The sequence below is a fragment of the Gilliamella sp. B2785 genome (assembly GCF_026537005.1).
Classification (GTDB): domain Bacteria; phylum Pseudomonadota; class Gammaproteobacteria; order Enterobacterales; family Orbaceae; genus Gilliamella; species Gilliamella apicola_E.
In genome coordinates, this window is the sequence record NZ_JAFNNC010000001.1 from 333,830 (window position 1) to 356,892 (window position 23,063).

The following is a 23,063-nucleotide window of genomic DNA, read 5'->3' on the forward strand; positions in this document are numbered from 1 at the left end:
TTAAAATACAGTTTCTACTTACTTATGGCTAAGCTAAACAATATTGTTAATCGCACTGTATTGGTGAGGATATGATTATTAGATTGAATAAAAAATGTTACACGTGTCACAGATTTCAATTTTGGTCATTTTAAATTTACTTAACTCCATATAACATCATTTGTAAACGATGTCATCACGAATCAATAACGCTTTTATTAAGATTGAACCACCATTTTGCTTTAAATTTTGTTATCGCATACATAAAACTGTTGTTAAATATTATAACTATTCAAGGAGTTAATTTTATGAAGAAGATGTTTATGTGTAGTCTGATTGGGTTAAGTTCAATGGCAAATGCGGCTATTCAATGGGATACTCCGCAAGGACAGTTAAAGTTATATGGAGACGTCGAATTTAATGTGGATGCCGCTAGTAGCAAACAGCAACTTAGCTCTTTGAGGGAGACTGCTGATAAAAAAAATAAACCTTCTGACAAAGATCGTTGGGATATCAATGGTCGTATATTGATTGGTTTAGATGGCTATCGTGAAATTAACAACAAAAACTTTGCTGGATTCGTGGTGCAACCCTTAGCAGATTTAGGTGGTGATGTGAATCTGGATGATGCGGCATTTTATTTTGGTCAGAAAAACGAGTGGAATATTAAAATTGGTCGTTATGAAGCTTATGATATGTTCCCGCTTGGACAAGATACCTTTATTGAATATTCAGGTAATACTGCCAATGATTTATATGAAGACGGCTTTGGCTATATCTATATGTTGAAAGAGGGTCGTGGACGTAGTAATAATGGTGGCGGTATTCAGTTAAATACACCGCTATTTGATAATGTCAATTTTGAGTTAAATGCATTGGTCAATAATGGCGAGAAAATGTTTAATAAATCGGCTTATCATGGTTATGAAATCGATAAGAAGAAAAACGTGGTCTATTTACGTCCCGTTTTATCTTGGAAAAATGAAAGCATTTCAACCGCAATTGCTGCCGAAACCAATGTGGTAAAAAATGCTTACGGTTATCATGATGATAACGGTAAATTCCGCGATCAATCACAAAGAACTGGTTATGGCGCGACTTTTTCATGGAACAATCAAGGCGATTGGGATGCAGCAGGATTCAGATTTAATGCCAGCTTTGCTTATATGAATGCTAAAGATGAAAAAGATATGACCATTGGCACAAATATTGTTTGGGAAAAAATCGGCTTAGGTTACTTATTTGCGAACAATGATATCAAAAAATTTAATCCATATAATCGTGTTAAAGATGGCCATATAAATAGCAAAGGTAAATATAAAATTCATACTGTTAATGCCTCATATCTAATTGATGATGTGTTAGATATGGATAATTTTAATATCTATTTAGGTGCTTATTGGTCATTACTTGATAGAAGTAAATCTCATGGCGATAACACCGATGATCGTTATGGTGCTCGTGTAAGATTTAAATACTTCTTTTAATTAGTTGAAGTAAATTTAATTAGTTGCAGTAAATTCTCGATTAAGCCAGTTTAATGCTTTTTAAAACTGGCTTTTTTATTGCAAGTTGTTACGTGGAGAGTATAGTTAACTTATATCTAAAAACGTATTTAGGGGTGTCAATATGAGCCAGACGATATGGAAACTGGAAAATACAATTAAACATTATGATTGGGGCAGTATAGATGGCATAACCAATTTATTTGGTATTCCAAACCCAACTTCAGAACCGATGGCAGAAGTCTGGATGGGGACTCACCCACTTGGTTGTTCTTTAGTTATTGATGCTAAACTTGGAAAAATCAGGCTTGATAAGTTAATCCAAGATAATCCTCAAGAAATGTTAGGTAATAAGACCTTTAACTATTTTGGAACACTTCCCTTTTTATTTAAAATTCTTTCAGCCCAAAAAGCGTTATCAATCCAAGTTCACCCAACTCTTAAAAATGCAAAACTGGGCTTTGCCAAAGAAAACCAATTAGGTATACCATTAGATGCCCCCAATCGGAATTATAAAGATCCAAATCATAAGCCCGAACTTATTTATGCATTAACACCCTTTAAAGCCATGCGTTCGTTTCGTGCTATTGACGAAATTATTTCCCTTTTTGAAAAAGTAGCCATTCCCGATTTAATTTCGCCAATATCACTCTTAAAAAATAATCGTCATTCTTTAAAGCATTTTTTTGCATACTTATTGACACTATCCTATCCAAGTAAAACATCTTTGATTAAAAAACTTTTAATTAATATCGATTCTTTTAATGAGGAGCCGTTTTGCACCATTAAAATGTTGGCAAACGATTACCCTAATGATATTGGTTTATTTATGCCTCTGCTTTTAAATATCATTGAGCTTAAGCCAGGGGAAGCTATGTTCTTATGTGCGCAGACTCCACATTCTTATTTGTTTGGCTGTGGGCTTGAAATTATGGCTAATTCAGACAATGTATTAAGAGCAGGCCTAACACATAAATATATCGATAGTAGCGAATTACTTAATAATACTGATTTTGAAAGCACACCATTAAACCAATTGTTAACTAAACCTGTTGTGAGGGAGAATAAGTTTTATTTTCCTGTACCCGTTGATGACTTTAAATTTGAAATTATAAAGAGTGATGAAAGTAAGCATTTTGAACAAGTTAAAAGTGCGCAGATTGTGTTGTGTTTAGATGGTAAAGTCACATTTACCACAAAATCAGAATCACTAATATTGCAAAAAGGGGAATCAGCTTTTATCGCTTATCAAACAGGTTCTTATTATTATGAAGGTACGGGATATTTAGCTAAAGCATTTGTTTAATGGTTGATGATTAAAAAAATAGTTAACTATTAATAGGTTAAATATGATTGTTTTACATGACAATTGTATTATATTAATATGTCTTAATATAATAATCAAAAATAAGCATCATGGATTCTAATAATAAAATTCCACGTCATTTGTTTATTCAGCAAGATTTATTAAAAAAAATTCAATCAGGGATATATGCTGAAGGGCAATTGATCCCTAAAGAGTCTGAATTAACGGCTATTTATCAAGTCAGTCGCCCTACTGTTCGTCAAGCTATTCAATTTTTGGTTAATGATGGATACCTTGAACGCCGTAAACGTCGGGGAACAATTGTTAAACAGCAAAAAATCAATCAAGAATTTACCCATATTATTGAAAGTTATGATTCAGAAATGAATCGTAAGGGACTTCATCCAACAACCAAAGTATTAACGTTTAAATTGGATAAAGCAACCAATGATATTGCAAACCATTTAGGTATCAATGAATTTGATGCTATATACAAATTAGTACGACTGCGTTATGCAGAAAACAAACCAATCGTGCTAGTAACGACTTATTTACCTGTAAAATTATTACCTAACTTTTTAGATAATGACTTTAAACAAGAAAAACTATATTCAGTTTTAGAAAAAATGAGTTTTCCAATTCTTCAAATACGTCGAAAGTTAGATGTATTGAAAGCGGATGAAACAACCAGCGATTTATTAGATATTGAAGAAGGTGATCCTATTTTTTATTTCCATTCGATTGGTTATAGCTATGATCGAACACCAGTTGAATATTCAATATCTAAATATCGTGGCGATATTAACTCATTTGTTTTTGAATTAAATCATTCGAACTAATTTTGATAAAATATACCCACTCAATAAGTGGGTATATTACTGATAATATTTTATATAATTAATTTGTTAAATTTCCATTGTCTGTTTATTTCTTGTTTGTAAATCTTTTTTGATCTCTTCAATAATTGCAATCCCTGCACTTGTTCCAATACGTTCAGCCCCTGCTTTAATCATTTTTATAAATGTTTCAGCATTACGAATACCACCGGCTGCTTTAACTTTTACAAAATCACCTACTTGTGACTTCATTAATGTTACATCTTCAATTGTCGCACCTGAAGGACCAAATCCGGTAGATGTTTTAATAAAGTCAGGTTTTACTTTAACTGCAATCTTGCAAAGTGCTATTTTTTCTTCGTTGGTTAAATAACAATTTTCAAAAATTACTTTTGAGATAACATTATGTTGACGGCAAATTTCTACAATTTCTGACATTTCACGTTCAATATATTTTAAATTACCAGCCTTTAATTCAGAAATATTGATGACGTAATCAATTTCGGTCGCGCCAATATCTATTGCATTTTTTGTTTCAAAGCATTTCGATTCAATCGTTGTTTGACCTAAAGGAAATGCAATTGCAGCGCCAATATCTACCTCTGTGCCTTTTAATAATTGAGCACACAATTTTGATTGAACTTGATTGATTGCAACCATTTTAAAATGATAGTCACTGGCTTCCTTACATAGTTTTTCCATCATAGCAATCGTTGCATCTGGTTTTAAATTGGTGTGATCAATAAGTTGACTCAATTCACGTAAAGAGTAGTTTTTCATGTTTTTTCCTCAATAATATATGTAATTACATATACTAGAAATTAATTATTTTTTGTCAACAGAAATGTTAGTTGAAATGTGACAAACCTCTCAAATAATGAAAAATAAATCATAATATATTTTTTTTGAATGACAAATATGTAAGTATATATTTGAAAAATATTTTAAGGAGGTAGATCAGAATGAAAGTAGTTGTTACTTCACACGGGGAATTATGCGAAGGCATCTTATTGAGTTACCAAATGATCGCTGGTGATATATCTCAATTTATTGCTGTCAAGCTTGATGATAAAGGGATCGGTGATTTTTCATCACGATTAACAACTGTTTTAGATAAATACATTATGAATAATGAAGTTGTGATTGTACTTAGTGATATTAAAGGAGGCACACCTTATAACGAAACTTTTCGCTATATGTTAGGTCATCCAGATAAAATTCATTTATTAACAGGATTAAATTTACCTATGCTAATTCAAGCAGGAACACTAATTAACGAACTCAATATTCATGAAGCTATCGATTCAATTTTAGAAGTGGGACAAACTTCAGTATCAATGGCATCAATCACTGAGAATGAAAATGAAGACTTAGATTTTTAATTAAATGATAGGAGTGAATATTTATGACAATTACTTTAACTCGAGTCGATGATCGTGTGATTCATGGTCAAATAATGACTCGCTGGACAAAATTCAGACCTGTCGATGGCATCCTGGTAGTTGGTGACAATATAGCTGCTGACGAATTACGCAAACGTGTTCTGAAAGCAGCAGCAGGAACACTAAAAATTGGGATTTATACAGTTGAACAAGGTGTAGAAAAAATAAAACAAGGGATTGAGTCGAATAAAAACTTTTTTTTAATTAGTGATTCACCACAGACATTTGAAAAATTGTTAAAAGCTGGGGCTAAATTGCCTGCAACATTAAATATCGGTTGTATGAATACGAGAGCAGGAGCAAAAGTTTTAGGACGAACAGTTGCCATTGATGAAAACGATTGCAAAGCGTTTGATTATATTGAAAGCCAAGGAATTAAGATCGAATTTCAATTACTACCTGATGATGAAGTTAAAAGTTGGGACGTAATGAAAAAGAAATACGACACTTTGTAAGTTTCATATTCAGAGGGAAAAATTATGGAAACAACGCTTTTTATTCCCGCTTTATTAACAGGGATATTTTGTTATTTAGGCGCGATTGAATCACCATGGCTTTTTGGTATGTCAGGTGGATTTTATATAGTTGGAAGACCCTTGGTTGCGGGTTTATTAGTTGGTTTAGCCTTTGGAGATATACAAGCTGGTGTATTGTGCGGTTTAGCTGTTCAAGCTGTTTTTATTGCCAATTTATCAACAGGAGGGGCAACGAATAGTGAAATCACTTATGCAGCTTATGGCGGTATTGGTTTAGCTCTTGCCACAACCAAAGAGCCTGCCGTAGCAGTAACGCTTTCTGTTTTATTGGGCCAAACTTTTGGGTTGATATTTTATAATACTCGAATGGCATTATATTCATTTTGGAATAGTAAAGCTCAACACGCAGCCGAAACAAACAATACTCGTGGTATTATTTTAAATCACCTATTTTATCCACAAATTACCACTTTTCTATTACGTGCCGTTCCAGTCTTTTTAGCTATTTATTATGGCTCTGGATTGGTGGAATGGTTATTAACTAATGTACCAGAAATAATTACTAAAATTATTTCAGTATTGGGTGGTGTTTTACCAGCATTAGGTATCGCAATGCTGATGAATATTGTGATTAAATCGAAAGTTCAGTTAATCTTTTTCTTCGCTGGCTTTGTTTTATTAGCTTTTGCAGAGTTAAGTATGATAGCCCTAGTCTTCATCTCGGCTTTAGTTGCTTACTTATATTTTATTGCAAGCAGTAAATCGGCAGCAACAATTAAAGAAACAAATCAATCAAATTCAGATGTTTTTGAAGATGATGATCTGTTTTAAAAAGGAGAATAACATGGATAAATTAATGGATGAACAACGTTTAACAAAACAAGAGTTACGTCAAATTTGGTATCGATGGGGTTTTACCCATTTATCATCAATGAGTTATGAAAAATTACAAGCACATGCGTGGGCTTTTTCCTATATTCCTTTTGCAGAAAAGTATTATAAAAATGATCCTGAAGCGAAGCGCCGCTTATTAGTCAGACATTCTATGTTTTATAATACCGAACCACAAACAGGCCAAATTATTAACGGCATTGTTGCCTCTATGGAAGAAGAGATCGCCTTAGGTAAAAATGTGCCAGAAGAATTACCGGTAAATATTAAAGCCACGCTAATGGGGCCTTTAGCCGGAATTGGTGATTCCCTCATTCAAGGTATTATCGTACCAATATTGTTATCAATAGCCATGGGAATGGCTGCGGGTGGTAATGCTATCGGTCCTATTTTTTATATTTTATCTTATGGTATTTTAGGCCCATTGATTTCCTATTTTAGTTTCCATTACGGCTATAAATTGGGAGTTAATGCGATTGATAATATTATTGGTGATAACGTCAAACGTATTACTGATGCGTTTAATGTACTTGGTATAATGGTCGTAGGTGGTTTAGCTGCAGGTAATATTGTGCTTAATTCTTCCTTGGAAATACCTATGGGCGAAAGCATGAAATCATTACAAAGTGTACTTGATAGTATATTCCCGAAAATATTACCTCTATCTATGGTGCTATTGGCATGGTGGTTAGTATCAGCAAAACAGATGACGGCGACAAAAGTCATTTTGATCATTACAGCTATTACATCGGTAGGTGTAGTGATTGGTATATTCTAGTCAAATAGATTCCTAGTTTAGAAAAGCTAAAAAGGATTACCATGAAACAATTAGGGGAATTTTATAAATTCCTCTTTTTGTTATTTATCATGACAATTAATAAGTTAAAAGAATTAAGAAAAATAATAAAAGTTTCAACAATATAATCTGAAAACCATATCAAATATTAAATTATATCGTTTTGATATATCATTTCCAATTGGATTTTCCTAACTATAAAGTTTTCTGGTACTCACTTCTTTATAAAATGATATTTCTTTAAACACATATAAAAATGCCGTTAGTTAACTAACGGCATGGTTTTATTTCATTAATACTAGGAAAATACTAATTATTTTTTTAACGCTTTTGGATTAGGTAGATCGGTAACCGTACCTTCATACACTTCGGACGCGAGGCCGATTGATTCATGTAAGGTTGGGTGAGCGTGGATGGTTAATGCAATGTCTTCTGCATCACAGCCCATCTCCACAGCAAGAGTGATCTCTCCAAGTAGTTCACCACCGTTCGCTCCAACTACCGCACCACCAAGAAGGCGATTATCGGCTTTGTTAAAGATTAGTTTAGTCATCCCTTCTGAACAATCAGACGCAATTGCTCGCCCTGATGCTGCCCATGGGAATATGGCGACCTCATAATCGATACCTTTTGTTTTCGCTTCTTTTTCAGTTAATCCTACCCAAGCAACTTCTGGTTCGGTGTAGGCAATGGATGGTATGGTTTTCGGATCGAAATAATGTTTTTTACCAGCTATCACTTCAGCTGCAACATGCCCTTCATGAACCCCTTTATGAGCCAACATTGGTTGACCCACAATATCACCGATCGCATAGATATGTGGAACGTTAGTTCTCATCTGTTTATCGACTTCAATAAAACCACGATCGGTCACATTTACTCCAGCTTTTTCAGCATTGATAAGTTTACCATTTGGCGCTCGACCTATCGCCACTAGTACTGCGTCGTAAGTGTGAGTTTCGATGGTTCCATCTTTCTTTTCCATGGTGACATAGATTGCATCATGTTTGGCTTCGACCGTATTTACTTTAGTTTCTAAGCGTAAGGTAAATTTCTTTTGAATTTGTTTGGTAAAGACTTTTATCACATCTTTATCCGCAGCTGGGATCACCTGATCTAGCATTTCAACCACATCCACTTCTGAACCCAATGCGTGATATACGGTACCCATTTCCAGACCAATAATACCACCACCCATTAACAGTAATTTTTTAGGAATAGTGGTTAATGCTAACGCATCGGTTGAGTCCCATATACGAGGATCGTCATGAGGAATGAAAGGTAAGGTTATTGGTCGAGATCCTGCTGCAATAATAGCATTATCAAAGGTAATTTTAGTTATACCTTTGGCAGAGGTAACATCCATTGTGTGACTACCGGTGAATTGCGCTTCACCTTGAATCACATTAACTTTACGCATTTTGGCCATGCCTGCCAGCCCGTTAGTAAGCTGATTGATGACCTTTTCTTTCCAAGCACGAACTTTGTCGAGTTCTAGCTTTGGCGTTCCAAAATGGATGCCATGTTCGGTGAGGGATTTTGCTTCATCCATCACTTTAGCAACATGCAATAATGCTTTAGAAGGAATACAGCCAACATTAAGGCAAACACCACCCAAGGTTGAGTAGCGTTCGACTAATGTCACATCTAATCCAAGATCGGCGGCACGGAAAGCAGCGGAATAACCCCCTGGCCCAGCACCTAATACAACAACTTGTGTTTTGATATCTTGACTCATAACTGATTTCCCCCCTTACATCACTAGTCGACGTAAGTCGGATAAAACATTAACAATATGGCTTAAGAAGCGTGCACCATCTGCGCCATCAATCACTCGGTGATCGAAGGATAATGATAAAGGTAACATTAAGCGTGGTGTAAATTCTTTACCATTCCATACTGGTTTCATACTTGAGCGAGATACACCAAGTATGCCCACTTCTGGCGCATTTACAATCGGGGTAAATGATGTCGTTCCGATGCCACCAAGGCTTGAAATAGTGAAACATCCACCTTGCATATCACTACCTGTGAGTTTACCGTCTCGCGCTTTTTTGGAGATTTCAGCAAGTTCACGTGAAAGTTCAATAATGCCTTTTTTATTTACATCTTTAAATACAGGAACAACTAAACCATTTGGCGTGTCAACTGCCACACCGATGTTGATGTATTTTTTAATGATAAGGGTTTGTGCATCTTCTGACAATGAACTATTAAAACGCGGATAAGCAGTTAAAGCACTCGCTACGGCCTTCATGATAAACACGAGCGGAGTAATTTTGAGGTCGAGTTTTTTCTTTTCTGCTTCAGCATTTTGTTGCTTACGAAATGCCTCTAGTTCAGTGATATCTGTTTCATCAAATTCAGTAACATGAGGAATCATCACCCAGTTTCGATGTAAATTTGCACCGGATACTTTTTGAATTTTGGTTAATGGTAAAGATTCAATTTCACCAAATTTACTGAAATCGACTTTTGGCCATGGTAATAATCCAGGGAATGCACCAGATGATCCACCGTTTTCAACTTGTTTTACGGCATTTTTGACATAGTTTTGGATATCTTCACGAAGTACACGATGTTTAGGGCCTGTAGGTTGGATTTTTGCAAGATTGATACCAAATTCTCTTGCTAATCGTCGAACTGATGGTGTGGCATGTGCGTAAGCATCGTTTTCTACAAATTCATTTGCAGTTGGTGCAGGTTTAGCTGTCTCAGCAACTGGTGCAGGTGCAGGAGCTTGAGCTTGAGCTGGAGCTGGAGCTGGCGCAGGTTCAGCTTTAACGGGTGCACTATTCGTTTCAAACTCCATTATTTTGGAGCCAGTTTTGACTTTATCGCCAATTTTAACAGTGATGCTTTTTACTGTACCAGCTAGGGTTGCCGGTACTTCCATTGAAGCTTTGTCACCTTCAACGGTGATGAGTGAATCATCAACTGAAACAGAGTCACCAACTTTAACTAATATTTCAGTCACTTCTACTTCATCGCCACCAATGTCTGGAACATTAACATCAACGACTTGGCTACTATTTTGTGCTGGCGCAGAAGCTGGAGCTGGAGCTGAAACTTCTGGAGCAGGCGTTTTTGACGCGCTTGCGCCCTCTTCGTCAAATTCCATAATACTAACACCTGTCGTCACTTTATCGCCAACTTTGACAATGATTGACTTCACAATACCAGCCTGTGGTGCCGGTATTTCCATCGATGCTTTATCGCCTTCGACAGTTAATAGTGATTGATCTACATCAACTTTGTCGCCGACTTTAACTAGGATTTCTGTTACTTCAACTTCATCGCTTCCGATATCAGGTAATTTTATTTCAATACTCATTATTTTTACCTCTTATGCAATACGTGGATTGAGTTTGTCAGCATTGATTTCGAACTTTTTAATCGCGTCTTCAACAATACTTGGCTGAATATCACCACGTTTAGCTAGTTCTCCTAGTGCTGCAATCACAACATAAGATGCATCGACTTCAAAATGATGACGTAAATTTTCTCGGCTATCACTACGACCGAATCCATCTGTTCCGAGTACTCGGTAGCTTTCTGCTGGTACAAATCCTCGAATTTGTTCTGCATAAAGTTTCACGTAATCAGTGGAAACAACAGCAGGATTGTTATTCATTATTTGAGCAACATATGGCACTTTTGCTTCTTCGCTTGGATGTAACATGTTGTAACGTTCGCAATCTTGACCATCTCGAGCAAGTAAGGTGAATGACGTTACACTGTAAATGTCAGAACTGACGCCATAGTTTTTAGCAAGGATATCAGCCGCTTCACGAACATGACGTAGCATTGATCCAGAACCTAATAATTGAACTGTTGGTTTGCCTTGTTGGCCTTCAACGGTATCTAACTTATAAATACCACGACGAATCCCCTCTTCTGCACCTTCAGGCATTGCAGGTTGGGCATAGTTTTCATTTAGTGTTGTGATGTAGTAGTAAACATTTTCTTGTTCACCATACATACGACGTAAGCCATCTTGCATAATAACCGCGACCTCATAAGCGTAGGCTGGATCGTATGATAAGCAGTTAGGGATGGTTAATGCTTGAATATGGCTGTGACCATCTTGGTGTTGTAAGCCTTCACCGTTTAATGTTGTGCGACCAGAAGTTCCTCCAATCATGAAGCCTCGAGCTTGTTGGTCACCCGCCGCCCACATTAAATCACCAATGCGTTGGAAGCCAAACATTGAGTAATAGATGTAGAAAGGAATCATCGGTAAATCGTTATTGCTATAAGAAGTAGCAGCCGCTAACCATGATGCAGTCGCGCCACATTCGTTAATACCTTCTTGGAGAATTTGACCTTTTTCATCTTCACGATAGTAAGCAACTTGCTCTTTATCTTGTGGGGTATATTGTTGACCATGTGGGTTATATATACCAATTTGGCGGAAGAGACCTTCCATACCAAACGTACGCGCTTCGTCAGCGAGAATTGGTACTAGTCGCGGTGCTAAGTCTTTATCTTTTAGCATGATGTTAAGCGCACGCACAAAAGCGATAGTGGTTGAGATTTCTTTAGATTGTGCTTCAAGTAATGGCGCAAATTCGCTTAAAGGAGGGATAGAAACCGTTCCTGAGAATTTAGTTAGTCGTGAAGGCACATAACCATGTAATGCTTGACGTCGTTCATGAATATATTTGTATTCAGGGCTATGTTCTTCGAATTTGATATAAGGTAATTTTTCAAGTGCTTCATCAGTAACCGGAATGTTAAAGAAGTCACGAACATGGCGAACGCCATCCATATTCATTTTTTTGACTTGGTGTGCAATGTTTTTCGCTTCTGCGGCTTCACCCATTCCATAACCTTTAATGGTGTGGGCTAAAATAACTGTTGGGCGATCTTTTGTCTCTTTTGCTCTTGCAAATGCAGCAAACATTTTTTCGGGGTCTTGACCACCACGGTTTAGTCTGAAGATCTCTTCATCAGACATATCTTTGACTAATTCAGCCGTTTCAAGATATTTTCCAAAGAAGTGTTCACGTACATAAGCGCCGTCTTTTGATTTGAAAGTTTGATAATCGCCATCAAGAGTTTCATTCATTAAACGAATTAATTTCCCTGATTTATCTTTTTGCAATAATTTATCCCAACGATCGCCCCAAAGTACTTTAATCACATTCCAACCAGCACCAGCAAACACACCTTCTAGTTCGTTCACTATTTTGCCATTACCGGTTACCGGGCCATCAAGACGTTGCAAGTTACAATTGATAACAAAGACTAAATTATCAAGTTTTTCACGTGTTGCAACCGTGATTGCACCTTTTGCTTCTGGCTCATCCATTTCACCATCACCTAAGAACGCGTAAACCGTTTGTTCAGTGGTATCTTTTAAACCACGATGGTTTAAGTATTTTAAAAAGCGAGCTTGGAAGATTGCACTAATTGGTCCTAACCCCATTGATACGGTTGGGAATTGCCAAAATTCCGGCATTAATTTTGGATGAGGATAAGATGATAAACCTTTACCGTGAACTTCTTGCCTAAAGTTATCAAGCTGTTCTTCAGTTAAACGACCTTCAATAAAAGCGCGTGAGTAGATACCCGGTGAGATATGACCTTGGAAATAGATTAAATCCCCACCATCTTTTTCATTGCGAGCACGGAAGAAATGGTTAAAACATACTTCATAAAATGTAGCAGCAGATTGGAATGATGCCATATGACCACCAAGCTCTAAATCTTTTTTAGAAGCTCGTAAGACCATCATAATTGCATTCCACCGAACAATTGAACGGATTCGTCTTTCAATTTCCCAATCACCTGGATATGCTGGTTGTTCTTCGACAGGGATTGTGTTTATATAGTTACTGGTTGAAGAACCAAATAGTAAAGGGACACCACCATCTCTAGCTTTATTGACAATCTGTTCAATAATATATTGAGCACGTTCGACGCCTTCTTCTCGAATAATAGAATCTAAACTTTCCAGCCAATCCTTTGTTTCGACTGGATCGATATCATTCATTTGCATGTCCGACATATAAAACCTCTTTTTTGTTTAAAAAATGCAGTTTTTGCTATCCTTAGCTATAACAGACGCCATAACTAAAATTATAAGCTTCAACTTTGCATTACGGATGCTTAATTGATATCAGTCTGCCAGTTTCCATTAAAAAGTAAAGCAAACCACCGCCCTGAAAAGAATGTTAATTCCTATTAAATTAATCAACTATTTCAATTATTAATATAAATAAAAAGATAATTATTTGATATAAGTCAAATTTAACTCATGAGATTGGAAAGAATACTGCGTTTTGAGTTATACCTTGAATAGTTAGCGGTTGTCAAGATATAGTAAAATCTGCTATATAGTTGTTAATTTATTGTTAAATTAAGACTGAATTGACAGATAATATGCCAAGTAAAAACGTCATTATTAAAGAGTTAAACACTATGCCTTATTGGCATACTTATCAAGCTATGCATGATTTTACTCAGCAGCGTGATAAGCAAACTCAAGACGAGATTTGGCTAGTTGAACATCCTCCGGTTTTTACTCAAGGTAAGGTTGGAAAACCTGAGCACCTGCTTACTAAAACGGATATTCCTGTTGTGCAAACTGATCGTGGTGGTCAAATTACATACCATGCGCCTGGACAACAAATTATGTATATCTTATTGGATTTAAAAAGGCGTAAAATAGGTATTCGTGATGTCGTCAATTATTTAGAAAATAGTGTTATTCAAACATTAAAGCACTATGAGATAGTCGCCTATTCAAAACAAGACGCTCCGGGCGTTTATGTCAATCAACAGAAGATCTGTTCTCTTGGATTACATATTAAGCGTGGCTGTACCTTACATGGATTAGCCCTTAATATCGATATGGATCTCACTCCTTTTAATTATATTAATCCATGTGGTTATTCTGGATTAGAAATGACGCAGTTGAAACAATATGTTTCAAAAATTGATCGCCAAGAGATTAACCATTTATTGACTGATTATTTTATTAATCAGCTACCAAACTATTAAGATGTGAATTATGCAAAATACTGAAATCCGCAGTTCAAAATATCGTGATGCCGAAAAAACGCGTCTAATTCCCTCAATCACTATAGAGGATACAGCTCCTTTAAAAAAACCTGATTGGATGAGAATTAAGTTGTCGGCAAATACAGAAAATATTACGCATATTAAAAATACGATGCGTAAACATGGGTTACATTCGGTTTGTGAAGAGGCTTCATGCCCTAACTTGGCGGAGTGCTTTAATCATGGGACCGCGACTTTTATGATTTTAGGGGATATTTGTACTCGTCGTTGTCCTTTCTGTGATGTTGCTCATGGTCGCCCTTTGCCACCAGACCGTGAGGAACCGAATAAGCTTGCGCAAACAATTCAAGAGATGAAATTGCGTTATGTTGTGATCACCTCTGTTGATCGTGATGACTTGAAAGATGGCGGAGCAAGTCACTTTGCTTCATGTACTCAAGAGATTCGTTCATTAAGCCCGAATATAAAAATTGAAACTTTAACTCCTGATTTTCGTGGTTGTGTTGATGAAGCCGTTGCGGTTTTAAGTGAAAACCCTCCGGATGTGTTTAATCATAATTTGGAAAATATTCCTCGTTTGTATAAAAAAATACGTCCAGGAGCAAGTTATGAGGGATCGTTACAATTACTTGAAACGTTTAAACAAAAACACCCCGAAATTCCCACAAAATCAGGATTGATGGTTGGTTTAGGCGAAACCAATGAAGAACTTATTCAGGTTTTGAAGGATTTGCGTAGCCATGGTGTTACCATGCTAACTTTAGGTCAGTATCTACAACCAAGTAAGTATCATTTGCCTGTGGAGCGCTATGTTTCACCTGAGGAATTTGATGAATTAAAACAGATGGCGCTGGCTATGGGATTCACCCATGCAGCTTGCGGACCATTTGTGCGTTCATCTTATCATGCTGATCTACAAGCAATGGGAAAAGAGGTGAAGTAATATTCACCTCTTTGGAAAACATTGTTTAATTATCTACCACAATAAAATGACGATTTTCGGTGACAATTTGTAAGAAGGTAGGTAAGTTTATCTTTTCATCTTTCAATTGGTTACCGTTTAGATCATAGATTTTAGATCGTCCATACGCATCAATTACCACAGTTTTATTACCATAAAGCGCTGCAACCTGATTTTCACTTCCAGCTAGAATCCATTCACGCTCTTGTTGGTTAAATAGATTTTGACCTTGGCTATACTGTTTTGCAGGTGTAGTGACGTTGAGAGCATCTTGCATTAATGTTCTTAATATATCCGTTTCAGAAGTTATATTATTAACTTCTTTTGCCTCTTTACCTGGCCATGAAATAATTAATGGTACTTTTAAGGCATTTCGATTAAAGTTAATTTCATCATTACGTAAAGCAGATTTTTTAGCATCATCTATTTTTATGTCATTAGAACCGGTAATAATAATTATGGTGTTTTCGTATGCATTAGATAATGTTAAATATGCAATTAAAGATTCTAAATATTGGTCGAGTTTTTTTGCATCTGTCTCTAATTCGGTTATTGGCATTTTTTTATTTTTGGCACCCAGTGAATATTGGATGACAGAAAATAGAGGAGCGTGGTTTTCGAGTTGATTTTGTTCATCGTGCCATGCCATCCAATTATCAGTGGTTTGCTTGTTAGACTGCTTTTTACCATCTGGGGTGGTGAAATTAGACAATAATGCATAACGATAAAGTGGTTCAGAAAAACCATCAGCAGAGAATAGACCAACGTTATAATGTTGTTTAGTTACAGTTTCGAATAATACCGATGGCTTATGCCCGGCCAAGATACTATTATAATAATTCGGGTCAAGGCCATAGAATAATGAGAAGTTATTTAAGTAGGCTTGGCTACTTGCGCCATAATGATTAGTAAATTGTATATTTTGGCTAGCAAATTCTTTCAGCCAAGGCATATTATTGGCTAATAGTCGATCATTCCAACCATTAATATCAATAATCAAGATATTCGGTTTATCTTGATTTTCATTAAATGAAATTTTATCGAGTGGATATTCAATAGCGATCGCAAATGGGTTACCTTCTTGAATTGCGCGATTACGATAGCCATTCTCTTCAATAAATCCATAACGCTCAAGAAAATGACGCGCCGTTAACGGATACGATAGCGGTAAGCTTGATCGTTGCATCGTAATTGGACGATAGAAGTTAGCATCGGCCCAAATATGAATCAAATGTGATGAGACAAAGCATAGAATAAAACCTATTACTACAGGTCTGGCAAAACGTTTGCGTTTACTTAAACTGCGTTGTTTTTTCCAACTCCAAATCGAGAATAATATTTCAACCAAAAGAATAAAGGGTATTAATATAAATGCACTATTGAGAAAAGATGCTTTATCCGAGGTAAATAGTTGCCAGATAGATAAATTTAGATGCATTCTAAAATGCGAGAAAACTTCAACATCAATAAGCAGTAAACTAATTCCTATCGTTGCAACGATAGTTGCAATAATCCTTTGCCATCGTGAAGAGTGAATAAGAAAACTTAACGGAAAAAGCAATATCAAATAAACAATGAAAGTAAGAAAACTAAAATGCCCAATCGCACTAATAATTGCATAAAAACGCCCCATGAATGTTCGGGGCCAATCAGCAATGAGCAAATATTGGCTACCAAGTAAAATGACTACCAGAATATTAAATAGCGTAAACCAATGCCCCCAACTAACTATCTGCGAGGTTTTATCGTCTTTGATATGATTGTTTTTGAGTTTGAGCATATTTAATTGTAGTAATTACCAAGAAAAACTTAATTGAAATTTACGTCACAGTTTAACTGATTTTTTAAAATCTTTCCGTAATTTTTTTAGCATAAAGCCTTTGGTTATTTGTTGGCGTTGCTATCGATACTTGTTATAATTTGCTTTAATAATATAGCTAATTAAAAAGATACTAACTTTGGCAATCAAACAACTCAACTCTCAAGAAGTCCAACCTAACGTAAATGACATTGTAAATAATAGCGATATTAAAACAAATTTATGCAGTGATGGATTAACCAATTTGTTATCGTGGCAACCTCGCGTTGCTGCTGCTGTATCCTTATTGTGCAAAAATCATAATACGCAGTATCGTTCTCGCTTTGTGCTTTTAAAAGCATCTGAAAGCGAGCTTTTTTTTGATTTATTAAAGCAGTCGGTAAAGCGTAATCTCACAACGACCCATTTAGGTTATAGCTATTACTTTAGTGATAATAAAATTACCTTAACTGAAGCGAAAAGTAAGCAAGATAATTTTGCATCCCAAGATAATTGTCTATCAGCAACAATCGTTGATATGGAGAAACTATTTGGTTGTGTTAGGCAACCTGAAAATAGTCCAATCAAATTACAAGCTGGTTTAGTTCATGATGCTAATGGTGGTGTTTTAATTTTAGGATTGCGTTCACTGCTTGCGCAACCAGTAGTTTGGTCTAAGTTAAAACAGATGGTTCTGTCACAAACTTTTGAATGGTTTTCAGCTGATGATTCTCATCCATTACCATTATCTATTCCTGCCATGCCGTTGGATTTACGCATTATTTTAGTCGGAGATAGGCTCTCTCTAGCTGAATTGCAGGAATTTGAACCAGAATTTTATTCATCATCTATTTACGCTGAATTTGAAAGTGAAATGCATATCACTGAACCTCAGCGAATTAATGATTGGATGAATTATTTACAATTTATAAGCCACCACTTAGCGCTACCTAAAATTGAGCAATCTGCTTTTGCTAAAATTTATAAACACGCAACAAGATATACGGGTGATCAATATTATTTACCACTTAGCGTTGAATGGGTGCAATCGATTCTGCTAAATTCATCTTATTTTATAGAAAATCAGAATATTGATGCTTTAGCCGTCACAAAGGCTTTAGAACAAAAAACATGGCGAGAAAATTATTTAGCTGAGCGGTTCCATGATGAGATTTTTACCAATCAAATTTTGATTGATACTCAGTCACAAGTGGTTGGGCAGATTAATGGGTTATCAGTTATTGAATACCCCGGTTATCCAAAAGCGATTGGTGAGCCAACACGGTTAAGCTGTCTTGTCCATTTTGGTGACGGTGAATTAATTGATATTGAACGTAAAACCGATCTTGCTGGCAATATTCATTCTAAAGGGATGATGATTATGCAAGCGTTTATTATGTCGGAGTTTGCAATCAATCATCAACTTCCATTTTCTACGTCATTAGTATTTGAACAATCCTATAATGAGATTGATGGCGATAGCGCTTCACTAGCGGGGCTTTGCGCGCTGATTAGTGCGCTATCTAATCAACCTATCGATCAGCAATTAGCTGTGACAGGATCTGTTGACCAATTTGGCCATGTTCAATCTATTGGTGGCGTTAATGAGAAAATAGAAGGCTTTTTTGCTGTTTGTCAGCACCAAGGTTTGACGGGCCAACAAGGTGTTATTATTCCTGCTAGTAATCAGCGCCATTTAAGCTTAAGCGATGACATTATTGAGGCAATTAATAATGATAAATTCTCTATTTGGACTGTCGAACATGTCGCCGATGCGCTCTATTTATTAACTGGTATTCCTTACAAAGATGAGAATAATATTAGTCTTTATAAGTTGATTCATGCTCGTATGCAATCAATGCTAATTCAAGATAAAAGACGTGATGGTTGGCTCAGTCGCTGGAAAAAAATTGCAAAAAGTAACAATACACAATAAACTTGAGACCAAAATTTCATTGATGCGATTAATGAAATAATCATGTAAAACTTTACAGCTTAGGTTAATTATTAGTTTTTTAATCAATAATGATTCTATAAGCAATTATGTAATGACAACAAAATAAAAGGTTTTTTTATGACATTTGAACGTAAATCTTCGTATGATAAAGCAGATCTAATTAAATCAGGTAATAGTGAATTATTTGGTCATGATGGACCGCCATTACCGTCTGATTTGATGCTAATGATGGATCGCGTTATTGAAATGAATGAAGACGGTGGTAGTTTCGGTAAAGGTTATGTTGAAGCTGAGTTTGATATTAATCCTGATTTATGGTTTTTTAAATGTCATTTCAAAAACGATCCGGTAATGCCTGGTTGTCTTGGTCTTGATGCTTTATGGCAATTAGTCGGTTTTTATTTAGGCTGGATTGGCGGTAAAGGTAAAGGCCGAGCGCTTGGTGTTGGTGAATTAAAATTAAAAGGTCAAATATTACCTAATAACAAAAAAGTGACTTATAAAATTAATTTTAAACGTGTTATTAATCGTAAATTAATCATGGGAATCGGCGATGGTGAAGTTTACGTTGATGGTAAATTAATTTATGAAGCAACTGATCTTAAAGTTGGTTTATTTAAAGACACGTCTGAATTTTAATTCAATATAATCTTACACTCCTTGCTCACTATTATTAATTACTGATAATTAGCAAGGAGTAGCTTTTTTTACGCTACTATTTTAAGAAACAATCCGTAATGTATTTTTTAAGAAAATCTCTCCTAATCCTCTTATTTGTTGTAATCGGTCAAGCACAAGCAGACTTTAATGGTAAAGTTGTAAAAGTAATTGATGGTGATACCGTTGATATATTAACAAATAAAAAAATTCGTGTCCGGTTACTCGATATAGATGCTCCAGAAAGACACCAAGCATATGGTAATGCATCAAGAAAATACTTAGCATCGTTGATTGCGGGTAAAACAGTTTATGTTAAAGAAAATAAAAAGGATATTTATCAACGGACATTAGGCGTCATCTATCTCAAACAAGTCAACATTAATGCTAAGATGGTGGAAAATGGCTTTGCGTGGGCTTACCGCTTCAAAGGGGTTGCTAGTAATAAGAATATGGTGAAACTCGAATTAAAAGCTAAACAAAACAAAAAAGGACTATGGAAAGATAAACATCCAATAGCCCCTTGGGATTTTCGCTATCGTAAGAAATAATAGCGTCTAAACAATGACTTTATTTTTTAGCTGGGACTGAAGCTTCTAGTTGTTTTAATACTTCAGTTGCTTGTTTACAGCCTTCTTCTTGATTTGCAGTAGGCATTGCAGAAATTTGTTGTTTAGCTGTTTCTAAGTTTTGTTTGATCATGTCTGTTTGTTGTTTAGTAGCAGCATCATCAGGAATAGATTTAATAAAGCTATCAACTTTTTCAAAGTAAGTTTTGCAAGATTCTGATAACTCAGCCATAGCAACAGAAGATAAACCTAATAATGCAACAGATAATACTAATTTTTTCATTGTTTCTTTTCCTTAAAATTATAAATATTTAGAACATAAAAGTATGTTTATTACTGAATTACTTTGAAGGGATAATATAAGAATTGGTAAAGAAAGTCTATTAATTAAATGTAAAAAATCTTATCAATAATTAATACTGATAAGATAATATGAAAAATCTTATCAATAACCAATATCGATAAGATAATTTAAAAATTACAAATTAGATAATTGTAACATCAGCAGCAGCAGGGCCACGAGGACTATCTTGGATAGAGAACTCAACTTGTTGGCCTTCGCCTAAAGTTTTAAATCCATCGCCAGAGATTGCAGAAAAATGAACAAACACATCTTTACTTCCATCAGCAGGTGAAATAAAACCAAAACCTTTACTTTCATTGAACCATTTAACTTGACCAGTTTTTTTAGACATAAAAATCTTCCTATAAATAAATTAATTACAGCCATCAAAGGCGAAACATTAGAACATAAAACCTAGACTACTTATTAACAAACAGAAGAGAAGACTGAAGAGAACTAATACAAATGTGATTAAAGTAAACTACAAACTGCATAAATCTAAATGTTACAAAATATATCTGCATGTAATATGCTGGTGACTATTAACTCATAAATAGATGACTAATACAAGCAATGATTTGCTATTATTTACAATTAAAAATGAAATGAACAATAACTATTTGTTATTGTTCATGTTAACAATCTTTAATTTTTTGACAAATCTTTGGATTTTTGAATTGAAGCCTCTACTGCGTCAATGATAGCTGCTCGAAAGCCTTTTTCCTCAAGTACTTGCACGCCTTCAATTGTAGTACCCGCTGGTGAACAAACCATATCTTTTAATTCACCTGGATGTTTTCCTGTCTCCAGCAATAATTTAGCTGAACCCATCACTGTTTGTGCCGCAAATTTGTAAGCTTGTTTTCTAGATAAGCCACCTTTAACTGCACCATCAGCCAATGCTTCAATGAACATAAATACAAATGCAGGAGAAGAGCCACTTGCCCCAACTACGGCATCAATTAAGTATTCAGGTACAACTTCTGTTTCACCAATACAATTTAATAAAGTTTCAACAATTGTTAATTCTTGATCAGTAATTTCTGTATTAGGTGTGATAGAACACATAGCGGCATTAACTAAAGCTGGAGTATTTGGCATAACTCTAACAATTTTTTGTTCATAGCCTACACATTGCGCAATAGTTTTAATCGTTACACCGGCGGCAATCGAGATGACAATGGTATCTTTTTTTAACTCTTTTTGAATATCATTTAATACATCCACAATAACATTGGGTTTAACTGCTATGAAAACAATATCTGATTCTCGTGCAACATCTTTTGCCGATCCTAAATTATTTATTGAATGCGTTTGATTAAGTGCTTGGCCCTTTTCGGGATGAGGATCATAAACGTAAATTTGCGTTCCCGGCACAATATTACTTGCTAAAATACCTTGTAAAATGGCATTACCCATATTACCAATACCGATAAGACCTATACGCTGTTCCATTTGTTTATACCTTTATGAATGAAATACTATAAAGATTATAAAATAAATTTTTGAATAAAACTTATAAAATTTACGAATAAAAAGAAGACGAAATTTTTACTATTTAACTTAATCAATCATTAATTGCATACCAACTTGTTGACCTGTTTGCATTAATGATAATATCTGCCTTGTTTTACCCTCGTTGATCAAATTGCTGACGGCTGTGGTGTTGATCAGAACTTCAAAAATAGCTTTTCGACTTTGTTTATAAGGTATTAATTTTTGACAGACTATCGCTTTTAAACTATTTGATAGCTGAGTACGAATTAATGCACGTGTTCCCTCTTCAAAGACATCAATAATACGGTTGATTGTCTGTATTGCAGTACGAGTGTGCAATGTTGCAAGAACTAAATGGCCGGTTTCAGCAATAGTTAATGCAGCTTGAATGGTCTGTTTATTGCGTAATTCACCCAATAAAATGATATCTGGATCTTGCCTTAATAAACTATCAATTGCATCACCAAAATGGTTAATTTCGCGTTGTTGGATAAGTGATTTATCACTTTGATAAATGAACTCAATAGGGTCTTCTAATGTGATAATATGTTTAGCTAACGTCTGATTTATATGATCAATTAATGCAGCTAAAGTTGTTGATTTTCCGCTACCTGTTGCGCCAGTAACTAAGATAATTCCAGATTCTGCTTTTGCTAATTCATTTAGTACATCAGGAGCCTGAATATCAGTTAAGCTTGGTATTTGTTGCTTAATAATTCGAAATACGGCTGAAATACCACGTTTTTGATAAAAAATATTTACCCTAAAACGGCCTATATCTTCAAGATGATAACCAAAATCAATTTGTTGATGCTGCTGTAATAGCCCCTTTTGATCGTCATTTAATAGATTAAATAAATCAATTTCAAGTTTTTGTGGCGATAATTTATCTTGTGCAATAGGTTTTAGCTCACCATCAATACGAATCCACGGTTTTTCACCACTAGAAAGATGCAAATCAGAAGCTTTTTGCGTTACACTAAAAGCCAACATTGAATTTATCATTTTCACTCACTATCCA

The 23,063-nt window shown here is 35.3% G+C and carries 21 protein-coding genes; 12 read left to right on the top strand and 9 right to left on the bottom strand.

What is annotated here, in order from left to right; translation table 11 throughout:
- The first annotated feature begins 287 nt into the window (after positions 1 to 287).
- The 3 genes from J3U24_RS01510 (at position 288) to J3U24_RS01520 (ending at position 3,629) form a co-directional block, all read left to right on the top strand.
- A complete protein-coding gene (locus J3U24_RS01510) occupies positions 288 to 1,466 on the top strand; it encodes a carbohydrate porin (RefSeq protein ID WP_065561919.1) in 1,179 nt (392 codons plus the stop codon).
- Positions 1,467 to 1,608: 142 nt separating this feature from the next.
- Positions 1,609 to 2,790 carry a mannose-6-phosphate isomerase, class I gene (manA, locus tag J3U24_RS01515; RefSeq protein WP_267337541.1) on the top strand — a complete coding sequence of 394 codons (1,182 nt, stop codon included), beginning with the start codon at positions 1,609 to 1,611 and terminating at the stop codon, positions 2,788 to 2,790.
- Between the two features lie 110 nt (positions 2,791 to 2,900).
- On the top strand, positions 2,901 to 3,629 hold the full coding sequence (locus J3U24_RS01520; protein ID WP_267331297.1) for a GntR family transcriptional regulator: 729 nt from the start codon (positions 2,901 to 2,903) through the stop codon (positions 3,627 to 3,629).
- A 66-nt stretch (positions 3,630 to 3,695) separates the two neighbouring features.
- Here the strand turns inward: J3U24_RS01520 and deoC are convergent, their stop codons facing one another.
- The gene (deoC, locus tag J3U24_RS01525) at positions 3,696 to 4,406 is read right to left on the bottom strand and encodes a deoxyribose-phosphate aldolase (protein WP_267337540.1); all 711 of its coding nucleotides are present in this window, start codon (positions 4,404 to 4,406) and stop codon (positions 3,696 to 3,698) included.
- Between the two features lie 182 nt (positions 4,407 to 4,588).
- On the opposite strand from deoC, the gene J3U24_RS01530 reads away from it, so the two are divergent.
- From J3U24_RS01530 to J3U24_RS01545, 4 genes are read left to right on the top strand one after another with little or no spacing between them, the layout of a single operon-like run.
- Positions 4,589 to 5,008, top strand: a complete 420-nt coding sequence (locus J3U24_RS01530) for a PTS sugar transporter subunit IIA (RefSeq protein WP_267337539.1) — start codon at positions 4,589 to 4,591, stop codon at positions 5,006 to 5,008.
- 23 nt (positions 5,009 to 5,031) lie between these two features.
- Positions 5,032 to 5,523 carry a PTS system mannose/fructose/N-acetylgalactosamine-transporter subunit IIB gene (locus J3U24_RS01535; RefSeq protein ID WP_267331294.1) on the top strand — a complete coding sequence of 164 codons (492 nt, stop codon included), beginning with the start codon at positions 5,032 to 5,034 and terminating at the stop codon, positions 5,521 to 5,523.
- A gap of 24 nt (positions 5,524 to 5,547) precedes the next feature.
- A complete protein-coding gene (locus J3U24_RS01540; protein WP_267337538.1) occupies positions 5,548 to 6,375 on the top strand; it encodes a PTS mannose/fructose/sorbose/N-acetylgalactosamine transporter subunit IIC in 828 nt (275 codons plus the stop codon).
- 13 nt (positions 6,376 to 6,388) lie between these two features.
- A complete protein-coding gene (locus J3U24_RS01545; protein WP_267331292.1) occupies positions 6,389 to 7,213 on the top strand; it encodes a PTS system mannose/fructose/sorbose family transporter subunit IID in 825 nt (274 codons plus the stop codon).
- 331 nt (positions 7,214 to 7,544) lie between these two features.
- Here the strand turns inward: J3U24_RS01545 and lpdA are convergent, their stop codons facing one another.
- The 3 genes from lpdA to aceE are packed head-to-tail and all read right to left on the bottom strand — an operon-like array spanning position 7,545 to position 13,244.
- Positions 7,545 to 8,969 carry a dihydrolipoyl dehydrogenase gene (lpdA, locus tag J3U24_RS01550; protein WP_267337537.1) on the bottom strand — a complete coding sequence of 475 codons (1,425 nt, stop codon included), beginning with the start codon at positions 8,967 to 8,969 and terminating at the stop codon, positions 7,545 to 7,547.
- 15 nt (positions 8,970 to 8,984) lie between these two features.
- Positions 8,985 to 10,565, bottom strand: a complete 1,581-nt coding sequence (gene aceF / locus J3U24_RS01555) for a pyruvate dehydrogenase complex dihydrolipoyllysine-residue acetyltransferase (RefSeq protein WP_416380503.1) — start codon at positions 10,563 to 10,565, stop codon at positions 8,985 to 8,987.
- A gap of 12 nt (positions 10,566 to 10,577) precedes the next feature.
- The gene (gene aceE, locus J3U24_RS01560) at positions 10,578 to 13,244 is read right to left on the bottom strand and encodes a pyruvate dehydrogenase (acetyl-transferring), homodimeric type (RefSeq protein WP_267337536.1); all 2,667 of its coding nucleotides are present in this window, start codon (positions 13,242 to 13,244) and stop codon (positions 10,578 to 10,580) included.
- Between the two features lie 374 nt (positions 13,245 to 13,618).
- On the opposite strand from aceE, the gene lipB reads away from it, so the two are divergent.
- Together lipB and lipA are read left to right on the top strand one after the other, a co-directional pair.
- Positions 13,619 to 14,239, top strand: coding sequence for a lipoyl(octanoyl) transferase LipB (gene lipB, locus J3U24_RS01565; RefSeq protein WP_267346959.1), 621 nt, complete (start codon positions 13,619 to 13,621; stop codon positions 14,237 to 14,239).
- 10 nt (positions 14,240 to 14,249) lie between these two features.
- Complete coding sequence (lipA, locus tag J3U24_RS01570; protein WP_065734553.1) at positions 14,250 to 15,203, top strand: lipoyl synthase; 954 nt, start codon at positions 14,250 to 14,252, stop codon at positions 15,201 to 15,203.
- Between the two features lie 25 nt (positions 15,204 to 15,228).
- Here lipA and J3U24_RS01575 read toward each other — a convergent pair whose 3' ends face one another.
- Positions 15,229 to 17,001: a DUF3413 domain-containing protein gene (locus tag J3U24_RS01575; RefSeq protein ID WP_267337534.1), complete on the bottom strand. Its 1,773-nt coding sequence runs from the start codon at positions 16,999 to 17,001 to the stop codon at positions 15,229 to 15,231.
- Between the two features lie 178 nt (positions 17,002 to 17,179).
- Here J3U24_RS01575 and J3U24_RS01580 point away from each other — a divergent pair, with 178 nt between their 5' ends.
- From J3U24_RS01580 to J3U24_RS01590, 3 genes are all read left to right on the top strand, one after another.
- Complete coding sequence (locus tag J3U24_RS01580; RefSeq protein ID WP_267337533.1) at positions 17,180 to 18,955, top strand: Lon protease family protein; 1,776 nt, start codon at positions 17,180 to 17,182, stop codon at positions 18,953 to 18,955.
- A gap of 138 nt (positions 18,956 to 19,093) precedes the next feature.
- Entirely contained in the window at positions 19,094 to 19,615 is a 522-nt protein-coding gene (gene fabA / locus J3U24_RS01585; RefSeq protein ID WP_065561925.1) for a bifunctional 3-hydroxydecanoyl-ACP dehydratase/trans-2-decenoyl-ACP isomerase, read from the top strand.
- A 98-nt stretch (positions 19,616 to 19,713) separates the two neighbouring features.
- Positions 19,714 to 20,184, top strand: coding sequence for a thermonuclease family protein (locus tag J3U24_RS01590; protein WP_065561926.1), 471 nt, complete (start codon positions 19,714 to 19,716; stop codon positions 20,182 to 20,184).
- Positions 20,185 to 20,203: 19 nt separating this feature from the next.
- On the opposite strand, the gene J3U24_RS01595 is transcribed toward J3U24_RS01590, so the two are convergent.
- From J3U24_RS01595 to J3U24_RS01610, 4 genes are all read right to left on the bottom strand, one after another.
- The gene (locus tag J3U24_RS01595) at positions 20,204 to 20,485 is read right to left on the bottom strand and encodes a DUF5339 domain-containing protein (RefSeq protein ID WP_267330893.1); all 282 of its coding nucleotides are present in this window, start codon (positions 20,483 to 20,485) and stop codon (positions 20,204 to 20,206) included.
- Positions 20,486 to 20,687: 202 nt separating this feature from the next.
- Positions 20,688 to 20,897: a cold shock domain-containing protein gene (locus J3U24_RS01600; protein ID WP_034909833.1), complete on the bottom strand. Its 210-nt coding sequence runs from the start codon at positions 20,895 to 20,897 to the stop codon at positions 20,688 to 20,690.
- A 293-nt stretch (positions 20,898 to 21,190) separates the two neighbouring features.
- Complete coding sequence (gene proC, locus J3U24_RS01605) at positions 21,191 to 22,000, bottom strand: pyrroline-5-carboxylate reductase (protein ID WP_267337532.1); 810 nt, start codon at positions 21,998 to 22,000, stop codon at positions 21,191 to 21,193.
- Positions 22,001 to 22,108: 108 nt separating this feature from the next.
- On the bottom strand, positions 22,109 to 23,047 hold the full coding sequence (locus tag J3U24_RS01610) for a type IV pilus twitching motility protein PilT (RefSeq protein WP_267337553.1): 939 nt from the start codon (positions 23,045 to 23,047) through the stop codon (positions 22,109 to 22,111).
- Positions 23,048 to 23,063: the final 16 nt, after the last annotated feature.

Coding starts and splice junctions, on each gene's coding strand:
- deoC (WP_267337540.1), bottom strand. CDS start 4,406: ATGAAAAACTACTCTTTACGTGAATTGAGTCAACTTATTGATCACACC.
- J3U24_RS01510 (WP_065561919.1), top strand. CDS start 288: ATGAAGAAGATGTTTATGTGTAGTCTGATTGGGTTAAGTTCAATGGCA.
- J3U24_RS01590 (WP_065561926.1), top strand. CDS start 19,714: ATGTATTTTTTAAGAAAATCTCTCCTAATCCTCTTATTTGTTGTAATC.
- lipB (WP_267346959.1), top strand. CDS start 13,619: ATGCCAAGTAAAAACGTCATTATTAAAGAGTTAAACACTATGCCTTAT.
- lipA (WP_065734553.1), top strand. CDS start 14,250: ATGCAAAATACTGAAATCCGCAGTTCAAAATATCGTGATGCCGAAAAA.
- J3U24_RS01545 (WP_267331292.1), top strand. CDS start 6,389: ATGGATAAATTAATGGATGAACAACGTTTAACAAAACAAGAGTTACGT.
- J3U24_RS01600 (WP_034909833.1), bottom strand. CDS start 20,897: ATGTCTAAAAAAACTGGTCAAGTTAAATGGTTCAATGAAAGTAAAGGT.
- fabA (WP_065561925.1), top strand. CDS start 19,094: ATGACATTTGAACGTAAATCTTCGTATGATAAAGCAGATCTAATTAAA.
- lpdA (WP_267337537.1), bottom strand. CDS start 8,969: ATGAGTCAAGATATCAAAACACAAGTTGTTGTATTAGGTGCTGGGCCA.
- manA (WP_267337541.1), top strand. CDS start 1,609: ATGAGCCAGACGATATGGAAACTGGAAAATACAATTAAACATTATGAT.
- J3U24_RS01575 (WP_267337534.1), bottom strand. CDS start 17,001: ATGCTCAAACTCAAAAACAATCATATCAAAGACGATAAAACCTCGCAG.
- aceF (WP_416380503.1), bottom strand. CDS start 10,565: ATGAGTATTGAAATAAAATTACCTGATATCGGAAGCGATGAAGTTGAA.
- J3U24_RS01535 (WP_267331294.1), top strand. CDS start 5,032: ATGACAATTACTTTAACTCGAGTCGATGATCGTGTGATTCATGGTCAA.
- J3U24_RS01540 (WP_267337538.1), top strand. CDS start 5,548: ATGGAAACAACGCTTTTTATTCCCGCTTTATTAACAGGGATATTTTGT.
- J3U24_RS01520 (WP_267331297.1), top strand. CDS start 2,901: ATGGATTCTAATAATAAAATTCCACGTCATTTGTTTATTCAGCAAGAT.
- J3U24_RS01530 (WP_267337539.1), top strand. CDS start 4,589: ATGAAAGTAGTTGTTACTTCACACGGGGAATTATGCGAAGGCATCTTA.
- aceE (WP_267337536.1), bottom strand. CDS start 13,244: ATGTCGGACATGCAAATGAATGATATCGATCCAGTCGAAACAAAGGAT.
- J3U24_RS01610 (WP_267337553.1), bottom strand. CDS start 23,047: ATGATAAATTCAATGTTGGCTTTTAGTGTAACGCAAAAAGCTTCTGAT.
- proC (WP_267337532.1), bottom strand. CDS start 22,000: ATGGAACAGCGTATAGGTCTTATCGGTATTGGTAATATGGGTAATGCC.
- J3U24_RS01595 (WP_267330893.1), bottom strand. CDS start 20,485: ATGAAAAAATTAGTATTATCTGTTGCATTATTAGGTTTATCTTCTGTT.